The sequence below is a fragment of the Streptosporangium sp. CA-115845 genome, assembly GCF_050943795.1.
Taxonomy (GTDB): Bacteria; Actinomycetota; Actinomycetes; order Streptosporangiales; family Streptosporangiaceae; genus Streptosporangium.
Genome location: NZ_CP191988.1, coordinates 2,021,855 through 2,034,190, shown reverse-complemented (window position 1 = coordinate 2,034,190; position 12,336 = coordinate 2,021,855). Strand labels below are relative to the sequence as shown.

The following is a 12,336-nucleotide window of genomic DNA, read 5'->3' as shown; positions in this document are numbered from 1 at the left end:
CGGGATCAGTCGCCGGAGACGATGCGGGCGTGCAGCCGCGCGGCGGTCGCCGGGTCCCAGCCGAACGCCTCCCGCCCGGCCAGCCACGCCGCCGCGCCCGCGCCGTCGCCCGCCAGGACCGTCGCGGTCCCCAGCCTCTCCCGTACCGCGGGGCCGACAGGTCCCTCGCCGGTCAGCACGCTCCCGGCCAGCACGATCGGGCTCGCCTCGCCCGCCGGGCGGACCTCGGCCACCGTCTCGCAGAGCAGCCGGGCAGCGGTGGAGGCGATCTCCAGGGCGACCGGGTCGCCCTCGGCCGCCGCCCGGCTGACGAGCGGGGCGAGCCTGGCCAGCTCCAGCGGGGGCCGCGACTGGGCGCGGACCACCAGCTTGATCGCCGGCGCCCGCATCTCCTCCGTCGCCTCCGCCGCCCTTCCGCCCAGCTCGTCGATCCTCGCCTCCGCCGCCGTCCCCCCGGGCCCGCCGCCCCGCGGGAGCGGCTCGTCCTCCAGCAGGGCGTCGACGACAAGGCGGGTCAACGTCCCGCCCGCCTCCCCCCGGCTGAGGGCGTGGGCGGCGGCGCGGGCCGCCTGCCTGCCCAGCCAGAAGCCGGAGCCCTGGTCGCCCAGCAGCCAGCCGAGCCCGTCGGCGATCAGCACGGGCTCGCCGTCCTCGATCCTGGCGGCGATCGCCCCGGTCCCGGCGATGAGCACGGTGCCGCGCGGCTCCGCCGTACCGGCGGCGAAGGCGATGCCCAGGTCACCGGTGAGCCGGGGCCGGACGCGCAGGCCGGCCGAGGCCCACATGGGGTCGAACACCAGGCGGTCCAGCGCCCCGGCGCCCGCCATCCCGATGACCGCCCCCGCCACCAGGCCCGGGTCGATCCCGTGCAGGGCCTGCCGCAGGGCCAGGCCGATGTTGGCGACGGCGACGGCGTTGCCGTGGGCCGCCGGGTTGCCGCCCCCGGCCACGCCGTATCCGGCCCGCCGGCCGTCGGCGTCGATCAGGAGCGCCCGTGAGGACGTACCGCCGACGTCCAGTCCGAGGACGTACATCGCGTTCAGAGGTGCTCTCCGAAGAACGCGGCGACCGCCTCGACCGCCCGGGTGATATGTGGCTCGGTGTCGTAGAGGTCGATATGGAGCCGGGTGTCCAGCCAGACGAGCCTCTTGGGGGCGTCCATCCGCCGGTAGGCCTCCTCGGCGCCCTCGGGCGAACAGAAGCGGTCGACCACGCCGTGCACGACAAGGCCCGGCTTGGGTGACAGGAAGTCGGCGCCCGTCATGTTGTCCAGGATGATCAGCTCTCGGACCGAGGCCCGGGTCACCGTGTTGCTCCAGTGCGCCGAGGCGCCTCGGGAGGTGCCGTAGTAGGCGAACGGCTCGTCGCCCGGCATGGCCGCCTCGCCCTCCTCGGCCACCGCGGGCAGGTACTCCACCTCACCGCTCCTGTCCTGCCGCTCCAGCACCTCCGTGCAGGAGGCCAGCGCCCGCTGGTATCCGTCGGGCGACATCCCCGCGCGCATGCCGTAGGGATTGTGGTACGCCCCCGCGACGCCCGCGAACGCCTTCACCCGGGGGTCGAACGCGGTGAACCTGAGCGCGTAGCCCGCGCCGAGGCAGATCCCGACCGCGCCGATCCTGCCGACGTCCACCTCGGGCCGCGAGCGCAGCAGCGAGACCGCGGCCCGCAGGTCCTCCAGCTTGCCCTGCGGGTCCTCGTGGTTGCGCGGCTCGCCACCCGACTCGCCCCAGTTGCGGTGGTCGAACGCCAGCGTCACATATCCCGCTCCGGCCAGCCGGGACGCGTACAGGCCGGTGACCTGGTCCCGGGTTCCGGTGAACGGGCCGGTGAGGACCAGGGCGGGGTGCGGGCCCGGTGCCACCGGGACCCGCAGGTCGCCGGCGAGGGTGACCCCGCCGGCGGTGAACTTCACCTTTTCCGACATGGTGCAAGTCTGTACGGCCCGCGTGCCGGAAGCCAACGACTGTCCCCGGCCGGGGCCGGGGACAGTCCCTAGGAATCGAACCCGAGACCCATCCGGTCCAGGGTGCGCAACCAGAGGTTACGGCGGCCCTGGTGCAGGTCGGCCTGGGCGATCGACCAGCGGGTCATCTGGATCCCGACCGAGCGGACCGGCTCGGGCGGGAACGGCACGGGCTTCTCCTTGACCATCCGCAGCTCGGTCCGCTCGGTCCGCTCGCCGGCGAGCAGGTCGAGCATGACGTTCGCCCCGAACCGGGTCGCACCGACGCCCATACCGGTGTACCCGGCGGCGTAGGCCAGGCGCCCGCCGTGCGACCGGCCGTAGAAGGCGCTGAACCGGCTGCAGGTGTCGATGACCCCGCCCCACCTGTGGGTGAAGCGCAGCCCGGACAGCTGGGGGAAGGTGGTGGAGAAGTGTTCGGCCAGCTTGACGAAGGTCTCGTCGCGCTGCTCGTACTCGGGCTTGATCATGCCGCCGTTGTAGTAGACCGCGTCGTAGCCACCCCAGAGGATCCGGTTGTCCTCGGTCAGCCGGTAGTAGTGGAACTGGTTGGCCGCGTCCCCCACGCCCTGCCGGTTCTGCCAGCCCACCGAGGCCAGCTGGTCGGCGGAGAGCGGCTCGGTCATCAGCGCGTAGTCGTAGACCGGCACGAGGAGGTGCCTCAGCCGCCGCAGCAGCGGCTGGAACACCCCGGTGCCGAGCGCGACGTTACGCGCCCTGACCAGGCCGTGCGGGGTGAGCAGGTCCAGGCTCGCCGGGGTGTCCTTCATGGTGCGTACCGGCGTGCGCTCGTAGATGCGCACGCCCACCGAGAGGCAGGCCTCCCGAAGCCCCCAGGCCAGCCGGGCGGGGTCGAGCATGGCGCAGCCGTCGCGCTCCCAGTGGCCGCCGATGTAGGTGGGCGAGTTCACCTCCGCCCGGATCTCCTCCGCGTCGAGGACGTCGAAGCGGGCGCCCAGCTCGCGGGCGATGTCGAGACTCCGGTTCATCTCCTCCAGCTGCCACGGCTCGGTGGCCACGTGCAGTTCGCCGGTACGCTCGTAACCGCAGTCGATGCCGTACCTGGCGACGGCCTCGCCGAGTTCGTCGAGGTTGTCGACGCCGAGGCGTTCCAGCGTGGAGATCTCCTCGGGCCAGCGCTCCAGCCCGTTGGCGATGCCGTGGGTGAGGGTGGCCATCGCGAAACCGCCGTTGCGACCGGAGGCCGCCCAGCCGACCCTCCGTCCCTCAAGCAGGACGACGTCGAGCGACGGGTCGCGTTCCTTTGCCATCAGGGCGGTCCAGAGCCCTGAGAATCCTCCGCCGACCACTGCCAGGTCGGCGCTCGTCTCACCGAAGAGCCGCGTCAGCGGCTCGGGTTTCGCCGGACTGTCGAGCCAGTACGGCTTGCGCTCCGCATCAGCAAGAGCCTTCAGCGGATCCACAAATCTCACTTCCCTACGTGAGTCAGGTTTTCTCTGTGTGTATCGCGTGGTCGTGAAGATCACGCGCGGGTTCCCCCCGCCTGAATCCGATCTCGCCTCCCTGTTCTGTGCCGTGGATGTTCTGTCATGGATGTCCTTGACGGCATCCGGATACACCGAAGCCCCGCGCCACCCGGTGAGGGCACGGGGCTTGACGGCGGCTAGGTGCGGCGGCGCGCGTTGACCGTGTTGACCACGGCGATGGCGACGCCTACCGCGAATATAAGCGTCCCGAGGATGTTGACCTGAGGCGGCACCCCGATACGGGTGGCACCCCAGATCCACAGCGGGAACGTCTGGGTGGCACCACTGGTGAACTGGGTGATCACGAAGTCGTCGATGGAGAGCGCGAAGGCCAGCAGCGCGCCGGAGACGACACCGGGCAGGATCATCGGGAAGGTGACCCGCCAGAACGTCGTCCAGGTGGACGCGCCCAGGTCGCGCGCCGCCTCCTCGATCGACCGGTCGAGCCCGATCACCCGGGCGCGCACGGTGATCGCCACGAAGGAGAGCGAGAAGAGCACGTGCGCGATGACCACCGTCGCGAAGCCGGTCTGCACGCCGACGCTGATGAACAGCGAGAGCAGCGAGGCGCCCATGACGAGTTCGGGCGAGGCGATCGCGGCGAACATCACCAGGTTGGTCGCACCCTGCCCGCGGAAGCGGTAGCGGCCCAGGGCCAGGCCCATGAGCGTGCCGATCAGCGTCGTGATCACCGTGGCCAGCACGGCGATCTTGAGCGAGTTGAGCACCGCTGTGACCAGCTCGGGATACTCGTCCAGGCGGCCCCACCACTTGAGGGTGAAGCCCTGCCAGGTCACGTTCGACTTGCTCTGGGTGTCGTTGAAGCCGAACACGATCATGACGGCGATCGGCAGGAACAGCCAGGCGATGATCAGCCAGACGTAGACCCGGAGCAGCCGGTCACCCAGCCGCCTCGTGTTCAACGGGGACCTCCGCCCGGCGGGCGCCCCGTTCAGGACATCGGTTTCGCTGGTGCTCACGGTCGCTCACCGTTCCTGGTCCCGCGGAGGGTGTCAGGGCTCATCGGGCCGCCGCCTCCAGGACGTTCTCGGTGCCGAGCGCCTTGGCGTAGGCGAAGATGCCGATCAGCATCGCCGCCATCAGCGTGAACGACAGCGCGGCGGCGGTCGGGTAGTCGTTGTTGACCAGATACTCGGTCTGGATGATGTTGCCGATCATCGTGTTCTCCGGGCCGCCGAGGATGCCGGCGTTGACGTAGTCCGCGGTCATCGGGACGAACGTCATCAGCACCCCGGCGAACACGCCGGGCAGCGAGAGCGGCAGCACGATCCTGGTGAACGCCTCGCGCTTGGCCGCGTACAGGTCCTGGGCGGCCTCGATCACCTTGGGGTCCACCCGCTCCAGCGCGACGTAGATCGGCAGGATCATGAACGGCAGGTAGTTGTAGACCAGGCCGCCGATCACCGCGAACGTCGTCTGCAGCACGTGGAAGTCCTCGGGCAGCAGCCCTGCCGACTTGAGCGGCGAGAGCAGCATGCCGTCGTCGGCGAGCAGGAACCGCCAGGACACCGTGCGCAGCACGAACGAGACGAAGAACGGCAGCAGCACCAGCAGCAGGTAGGTGGACTTGCGGTTGCCGCCCTTGAACGCGATCCAGTAGGCCATCGGGTAGGCCAGCGCGATGGAGACGACGGTCGCGACCAGACCGTACCCGGCCGAGCGCAGGAACTGGGTCCTGTACTGCGCCAGGACGTCGCCGTACACCGAGAGGTTGAACGTCTGGGCGAACCCGTTGACCACGTCGCCCTCCTGGGTGGAGACCGAGGCCATGAAGACCATCGGTACCACCAGGAAGATCGCCAGCCAGAGTCCGCCGGGCAGGATGAGCAGGTAGGGGGCGAGGCGCTTCACCGGCCGCTCGCCCCTTTCCGTCTGGTTCGCTCTCTCATCGGCCTAGCCCTGCGTGATCGGTTGGAAGATGTCCTCGAAGATCTTCTCCTCCGCCGGGTCCAGCTTCTTGTACGACCGCAGCTTGGCCATGTCCGCCTCCGAGGGGAAGATCATCGAGCTCTCGGCGATCTGCTCCAGCGCCGCCTTCTCCTTGCCGGTGGCCTTGGCGGCGTCGGCGAGGACCAGGTCCTTGGCGGAGGAGACCGGCGTGATGTAGTTGATGGACTCGACCAGCATCGTGGCGATCTTCGGCTGGTAGACGTAGTCCATGAAGGTCAGCGCGTCGACCGGGTTCTGCGAGGTCTTCGGGATGCACAGGTTGTCCGTCCAGATCGTGCCGCCCTCCTCGGGCACCACGAACCTCAGATCCTTGCCCTCGGCGACCTGCTGGAAGATGTCACCCGACCAGGCCATGGTGATCCAGATGTCTCCCCTGGCGAGGGCGTCGACGTAGTCGTTCTCGTAGTACTTGCGCACCAGGCCCGCGTCGCGCTGCTGCTTGAGCTTCTCCCCCGCCTTCCTCCAGTCGGCCTCGGTCGACTTGTCGGGGTCGATGCCCAGGGCGAACATGCCGAAGTTGGCGACCTCCTGGGTGTCGAGCATCATGCCGACCTTGCCCTTGTACTTGGGGTTCCAGAGGTCGGCGATGCTCTTGACATCGTCCACGTACTTGGGGTTGTAGGCGATGCCGGTCAGGCCGCCCGCCCACGGGATCGTGTGGGCGTTGTTCGGGTCCCAGGTGGGGTTCTTGACCACGGAGCTGGCGTTGGCGGCGAAGTTCGGCAGCTTGGAGTGATCCAGCGGGACGAGGTAGCCCAGCGCGATGGCCTTGGACAGCTGCAGGCCGTTGGTCAGGACCATCAGGTCGTAGCCGATGTCGTTGTTGGCGGCGAGCAGCGGCTGGATCTTGCCGAAGAACGTGGGGATGTCCTGGATGGCCTCGGTGTAGGTCACCTTGATGCCGGTGTCGGCCTCGAACATCTCCAGGGACGGGTACCGCTTGCCGTCCTTGTCGATGTAGAGCGGCCAGTTGGCGAAGCGCAGCGTGCCGTTCTTCTTCTTGGAGCCCCAGTACTCGGCGACGGCGTCCTTCTGGGGCGCCTCCACCTTCTTGCCCTGCACGCCGCAGGCGGTGAGGGCGAGAGCGGCGGCCGACATCCCACCCAGGCGGAGGGCGTCACGGCGGGTGACGGAGCGGCTCTGCGTCATGCCACGCAGGAAGGCGGGGTTCGTGTGGGGGTCCATAGCGTGCTCAACTTCCGATCGCGTACGAGTGGTGCGGCTGCCACGACAACCACACGGCGTCGCCACGCTCCGCCGTACTCGTGCTGTCGAGTGCGTTCTGCTGGAAAACGGTCACCTCTGCCCCCTGGGCCAGACTGACCGTGTAGGAGTTGTAGAGCCCCAGGTAGACCACCTCGGAGACGACGCCTCGTACGACGCTGAGGTCTCCGGTGGGCTCCTCGGTGGAAATACCGATCTTCTCCGGGCGCACCGTGATCGCGATCGGTTCCCCTGCGGTGAACGATCCGCCTTCGGCGAGCACCCGGTCCTCATCGCCCAGCCTAAGCACCGCGAAACCGGACTGGAGACGGTCGACGGTGCCGCTGAGCAGGTTGGACGTGCCGATGAATCCGGCCACGAAGGCGGTTGCCGGCCGCTCGTAGATCTCTCTCGGGGTGCCCAGCTGCTCGACCATGCCGTCGTTCATGACCGCGATGCGGTCACTCATGGTGAGCGCCTCACTCTGGTCGTGGGTGACGTACACGAAGGTGATGCCGACCTCGCGCTGGATGCGCTTGAGCTCGATCTGCATGGCCTGGCGGAGCTTGAGGTCGAGGGCGCCGAGCGGCTCGTCCAGCAGGAGCGCGCGGGGGTTGTTGACCAGGGCCCGGGCCAGGGCCACCCGCTGCTGCTGGCCTCCGGACATCTCACGGGGGCGGCGCTTCTCGCGTCCGGTGAGGTCGACGATCTCCAGGATCTCGCCGACACGGCGCTTGATCTCGGCCTCGGCCACCTTCTTGCGCCGCAGGCCGAAGGCGACGTTCTCCCAGACGTTCATGTGCGGGAAGAGGGCGTACGACTGGAAGACCATGTTGACGTCGCGCTTGTTGGGGGGGACGTTGGTGACGTCCTGGCCGTGCAGCCGCACGTTGCCCCGCGACGGATCCTCAAACCCGGCGATCATGCGCATGGTGGTGGTCTTGCCGCAGCCCGAGGGGCCGAGGAGGGAGAAGAACTCCCCCTCGGCGATCGTCAGGGTGACACCCTTGACCGCCTGGACGACCTCGCCGTGGGAGACGTACTCCTTGACGACCCCGTCGAGTTCGATCGCGGGCATGTGGGGCGAGCGGGAGGCGGCGTCGGCCGCCTCCGCACCCACCTGGATTTCGGTCATGCCAGGCTTATCCCTCTGCTCGCGGCTATTCGCCGATGTAGTGCATGACGTGCTTGACGCGAAGGTAGTCGTGCAGCCCAAAAACGGACAAATCCTTGCCGTAACCGGAGTGCTTGAAGCCTCCGTGTGGCATCTCTGAGACGAATGGGATGTGAGTGTTGACCCAGACGACACCAAAGTCGAGACGGTTCGACACTCGCATCGCCCGGCCGTGGTCGGAGGTCCACACCGAGCCCGACAGGCCGTACCTGACGTCGTTGGCCTTGGCCACCGCGTCCGCCTCGTCGGAGAAGGTCTGGACCGTGATGACCGGCCCGAACACCTCGTTCTGCACCATCTCGTCGTCCTGCCTCAGGCCGTCGACGAGCGTGGGGGCGAAGAAGTAGCCCCGCTCGCCGACCCGGTTCCCGCCGGTCAGGACCTTGGCGTGGCCGGGGACCCGGTCGAGGAAGCCGGTGACGCGGGCCAGCTGCTCGGCGTTGTTGAGCGGGCCGTACAGGGCCTCCGTGTCGGAGAGGTCGCCCGTCACGGTGCTCGCCACCGCCTCGGTGAGCGCGGCGACGAACTCGTCGTGGGCGTCCTCGTGGACCAGCACGCGGCAGGCCGCGGTGCAGTCCTGGCCGGCGTTGTACAGACCCGCGGTGGCGATCGACTCGGCGGCGGCCTTGAGGTCCTTGACGTCGTCGAACACGATGACGGGCGCCTTGCCGCCCAGCTCCAGGTGGACCCGCTTGAGGTCCTCGGCGGCGCTCTTGGCCACGGCCATGCCGGCGCCGACGGAACCGGTGATCGCGACCATCGACGCGGCCGGGTGGCCGACGACCAGCGCGCCGGTCTCCCGGTCGCCGACGACGACGTTGAAGACGCCCTTCGGCAGGACCTCGCCGAGGATCTCGGCCAGCTTGACCGTGGAGACGGGGGTGGTGTCGGAGGGCTTGAGCACCACGGTGTTACCCGCGGCGAGCGCCGGGGCGATCTTCCAGACCGCCATCATCATCGGGTAGTTCCACGGCGTCACCTGACCCACCACGCCGATCGGCTCGTGCCTGATGACCGAGGTGTGCTCGGCCAGGAACTCACCGGAGGTCGGACCCTCCAGCGTGCGGGCGGCACCGGCGAAGAAGCGGAAGTGGTCGGCGGCGACCGGGGTCTCGTCCTCCGCCATCCGGGCGCGCGGCTTGCCGGTGTTGAGGCACTCGGCCTCGTTCAGCTCCTCGGCCCGCGCCTCGATCGCGTCGGCCACCTTCAGGAGCAGGTTGGCGCGCTCGCCGGGAGTGGCCTGACTCCACGACTCGAACGCGGCGGCAGCGGCGGCGTAGGCGGCGTCGACGTCCTCCTGTCCGGAGATGGGAGCACTAAGGTAGATCTCTCCGGTGCAGGGGTCGATGACGTCGGAGAACCGGCCGCTCCGGGCCTCCACGAGCTCACCGTTGACGTAGTTTCTCAGGCGGGGGAGCTCACGGGTCTCAACCGGGGTGGTCACCGTCGGCCTCCTATGGATCGGGGCTGAGTTGTCGCGACTCTTACAGAGCAAGAACCGTTCGACAAGGGATTTCGTTGTTAAGATACCAAATTGCTACGAAATCGCTTGACAGACGGCCCGAAACTGACAGCATGTCGCATCGGAGCCGCAACATGCCGGACACAGCCCCGCAATATGACGCCAGGGAGCGCGGATGACGACGCCGCCCAAGGTACGCCGCGACAACGACGCCAGGTCAGGCCCCGTCGTCCTTGACGAGATCTCCAAGCAGATCATCGAACAGCTGCAGGCGGACGGGCGCAAGCCCTATGCCGCCATCGGCAAGGCCGTGGGGTTGTCCGAGGCCGCGGTACGCCAGCGGGTCCAGCGCCTGATCGACGCGGGGGTCATGCAGATCGTGGCGGTGACCGACCCGTTGACCCTGGGCTTCTCCCGCCAGGCCATGATCGGCATCAAGTGCGAGGGTGACCTGGAGATCGTGGCCGGCGAGCTGTCGGCCATAAAGGAGATCGACTACGTGGTGCTGACCGCCGGGTCGCTCGACATCATGGTCGAGGTCGTCTGCGAGAGCGACCAGCACCTCCTGGAGATCCTCGGCAAGATCCGGGCCATCCCCACGGTCCGCGCCACCGAGACCTTCGTCTACCTCAAGCTCCACAAGCAGACCTACTCCTGGGGTACCCGCTGACACACCTCAACGGCCGAGGTGGACCTCAAGGACGCCCGCCAGGTCGGCGAGGAACCCGTCGACCTCTCCGACCGCGTAGCCCGGCCTCAGCAGCACCGTGGCGAACCTCGCCCCGCGCACGTCATCGGGGGTGAGGGGCTGGTCGGTGGTGCCGCGCAGGGTGGCCACGATCCGGTCGAGGAAGCTGTCGACCTGGTCCTCGTTGTAGCCCATACCGAGCCGCCCGGGTCTGAAGGCGGCCCGCTCGACCCGAACGGCGTGCTCCTCGATCTCATCGGCGCCGAGCGGTTCCGGCAGCCCGCCGGCCACCGGCTCCCAAGCGGCCCGGGCGACCGCCGCCGGTTCCCGCTCGGCGGCCCCCGGATCCCGGAGAGGCGGTTCAGCGCGCTGTGCCCACTCCTGTTCCCGGGGCGCGGCCGGCCAGGGCACGGGCTGCCGGCGCGCGGAAACGATCGGACGCCCGTCCGCCCCGGTGGGCCGAGTCTCGATCGCCACGATGAAGGCCTCCAGCGCGAAGTCGACGGCGATCTCGTGGTAGCCGCCGAGCTTCGTGCGGAAACGGGCCTCGCGGATCTCGTCCGCGGTGATCGGCTCCCCCTCCGGGGCGCCCCTGCCGAGGGTGCCCTCGATCCGGCGGACCAGCAGATCCACCTGATCGGGGTCATATCCCGTACGCACCCCGAGAACCCGTGGAAAGCGGTTCAACCCCGCGTCCTTTCGCCTCTCGCCCATCGGCCTTCCAGCCGATGACCTCCATTCTGCGGGGAATTACCGGGTAAAAGCGAGCAATCGGGACAGTGTCCCGAACGGGCTTGAGGGCCGCGGCGGGCGCTGAGACCGTACGGGAGCGGAGCGTTCCGGTGGCGCGGTCGACGTGACGCCGGAGGTTCCCCCGATATGGTGGCCGGTCATGCGGCTCTCCCAGGTGTCCTTCCGATACTCCCGCCGAGGCCCCTGGATCCTGAGGGACGTCGAACTCTCGCTCCACCCGGGTTCCGTCACCGAGGTCACCGGCCACAACGGCGCCGGGAAGTCGACGCTACTGCGGCTGCTCGCGGGATTCGTCCCCCCTTCCCACGGCGCGATCTCCGACCGGCCCGGCACCGTGGGCTACGCCCCCGACGTGTTCCCCACCGACCAGCCGTTCACCGTCGCCGCCTACCTGGCCCACATGTCCAGGATCCGGGGCGGCTCCCCCGCCTCCGCCATGGAACTGACCGGACGTCTGAACGCCTCCCACCTGCTGGAGCAACCGCTGGGCGACCTGTCCAAGGGCAGCGCGCAGAAGATCGGGCTCATCCAGGCGCTCCTGGCCCCGCCGGACCTGCTGATCCTGGACGAGCCCTTCGCCGGGCTGGACGAGCAGACCCGCGCCGAACTCCCCCTGATCATCGACGAGATCTCCTCGGCCGGCGGCATGGTCGTGGTCAGCGACCACCAGAACCAGCTCCGGGCCTTCCCCGGCGCCACCCACTGGCTCGTCGCGGACGCCACGGTCACCCCGCACACGCCCGAGCCTCAGGCACGCCCGGCCGGCACCCGTCTCGACCACCCACGGGATGTCGACCACCTGCCGCCTCACGGGTCCGAGCCCTCGGCACGCCAGGTGGTCATCGAGGTGATCGTGGACGCCGGCGACGCCGACGAGGTGGAACAGAAGCTCCGCGCCGACGGCTATCTCACCAGGCGGTCATCATGATCCATCTCGTGCGTTTCAAGCTCTCCGCCTACGCCCGGTCGCACCGGCTGTTCCAGCCGATGATCGGGCTCCTGATGATGCTGGTCATCTTCTACTCCACGCTGACCCCGCCCGGCAAGGAGCTGTCCGCCTACGCCGACTCGGCCGGACTGCTGATCCTCGTCTTCGCCTGGGCCGCCCGGGGACTGCTCGACACCGAGCCCCCGACGCAACGGCTGATCTCCATGACGGCGGCCGGGCGGCCGGGCCGCGAGATCGGGGCCGGGCTGCTCGCCGCGCTGACGGTCAACCTCGGCATGGCGACGATCGCGATCGGGCTCCCGCTGATCCACGGCTTCGCCGCCATGCCCGCACCCGCCGACCTGGCGAGTGGTATCGCGCTGCACGTGCTCGGCCTGAGCGCCGGGACCGCGCTGGGCGCGCTGACCAGCCGGCTGATCCTGACCTCTCCCGCGGTCTCGATGCTCGTCCTGTTCGGCGGCTACCTCGCCCTGCTGCTGATCAGCCTGACTCCCGTGGGCCGCCTCTCGGTGCCGATCATGCCCTGGATGCGCGCCGCCAACGACGGCCTGCTCGACGAGGTCCTGCTCCCCGTCTCCGCCGCCACCCTCTTCTGGACCGCCGCGGGCCTCACCCTCTACGTGCGCCTCCGCCGCCTGAGCCCCTGAACGACCCGGCTCCCACCGGCGTTTGGTCGCTGTTCT

Annotated in this window: 12 protein-coding genes; 3 read left to right on the top strand and 9 right to left on the bottom strand. The window is 69.1% G+C overall.

Features of this window, described 5'->3' with window-relative positions:
• Positions 1–5 precede the first annotated feature (5 nt).
• The 8 genes from ACQP0P_RS11630 to ACQP0P_RS11595 form a co-directional block, all read right to left on the bottom strand.
• Positions 6–1,034, bottom strand: coding sequence for an N-acetylglucosamine kinase (locus ACQP0P_RS11630; protein ID WP_433374727.1), 1,029 nt, complete (start codon positions 1,032–1,034; stop codon positions 6–8).
• Positions 1,035–1,039: 5 nt separating this feature from the next.
• On the bottom strand, positions 1,040–1,927 hold the full coding sequence (locus tag ACQP0P_RS11625; RefSeq protein ID WP_433374724.1) for an alpha/beta hydrolase: 888 nt from the start codon (positions 1,925–1,927) through the stop codon (positions 1,040–1,042).
• A gap of 68 nt (positions 1,928–1,995) precedes the next feature.
• Positions 1,996–3,390 carry an NAD(P)/FAD-dependent oxidoreductase gene (locus ACQP0P_RS11620; RefSeq protein WP_433381824.1) on the bottom strand — a complete coding sequence of 465 codons (1,395 nt, stop codon included), beginning with the start codon at positions 3,388–3,390 and terminating at the stop codon, positions 1,996–1,998.
• Between the two features lie 200 nt (positions 3,391–3,590).
• Positions 3,591–4,376 carry an ABC transporter permease gene (locus ACQP0P_RS11615; RefSeq protein ID WP_433381821.1) on the bottom strand — a complete coding sequence of 262 codons (786 nt, stop codon included), beginning with the start codon at positions 4,374–4,376 and terminating at the stop codon, positions 3,591–3,593.
• 97 nt (positions 4,377–4,473) lie between these two features.
• Complete coding sequence (locus ACQP0P_RS11610; RefSeq protein WP_433374722.1) at positions 4,474–5,325, bottom strand: ABC transporter permease; 852 nt, start codon at positions 5,323–5,325, stop codon at positions 4,474–4,476.
• Positions 5,326–5,367: 42 nt separating this feature from the next.
• On the bottom strand, positions 5,368–6,609 hold the full coding sequence (locus ACQP0P_RS11605) for a polyamine ABC transporter substrate-binding protein (protein WP_433374719.1): 1,242 nt from the start codon (positions 6,607–6,609) through the stop codon (positions 5,368–5,370).
• Between the two features lie 7 nt (positions 6,610–6,616).
• Positions 6,617–7,762 carry an ABC transporter ATP-binding protein gene (locus ACQP0P_RS11600; protein WP_433374717.1) on the bottom strand — a complete coding sequence of 382 codons (1,146 nt, stop codon included), beginning with the start codon at positions 7,760–7,762 and terminating at the stop codon, positions 6,617–6,619.
• Between the two features lie 25 nt (positions 7,763–7,787).
• Complete coding sequence (locus ACQP0P_RS11595; RefSeq protein WP_433374716.1) at positions 7,788–9,245, bottom strand: gamma-aminobutyraldehyde dehydrogenase; 1,458 nt, start codon at positions 9,243–9,245, stop codon at positions 7,788–7,790.
• Positions 9,246–9,438: 193 nt separating this feature from the next.
• On the opposite strand from ACQP0P_RS11595, the gene ACQP0P_RS11590 reads away from it, so the two are divergent.
• Entirely contained in the window at positions 9,439–9,933 is a 495-nt protein-coding gene (locus ACQP0P_RS11590; RefSeq protein ID WP_433374713.1) for an Lrp/AsnC family transcriptional regulator, read from the top strand.
• A gap of 6 nt (positions 9,934–9,939) precedes the next feature.
• On the opposite strand, the gene ACQP0P_RS11585 is transcribed toward ACQP0P_RS11590, so the two are convergent.
• A complete protein-coding gene (locus tag ACQP0P_RS11585; protein ID WP_433374711.1) occupies positions 9,940–10,665 on the bottom strand; it encodes a DivIVA domain-containing protein in 726 nt (241 codons plus the stop codon).
• A gap of 178 nt (positions 10,666–10,843) precedes the next feature.
• On the opposite strand from ACQP0P_RS11585, the gene ACQP0P_RS11580 reads away from it, so the two are divergent.
• The gene (locus ACQP0P_RS11580) at positions 10,844–11,632 is read left to right on the top strand and encodes an ABC transporter ATP-binding protein (RefSeq protein ID WP_433374708.1); all 789 of its coding nucleotides are present in this window, start codon (positions 10,844–10,846) and stop codon (positions 11,630–11,632) included.
• Complete coding sequence (locus ACQP0P_RS11575) at positions 11,629–12,300, top strand: hypothetical protein (RefSeq protein WP_433374705.1); 672 nt, start codon at positions 11,629–11,631, stop codon at positions 12,298–12,300. The genes ACQP0P_RS11580 and ACQP0P_RS11575 overlap by 4 nt, the downstream gene beginning before the upstream one ends.
• The last annotated feature ends 36 nt before the right edge of the window (positions 12,301–12,336 follow it).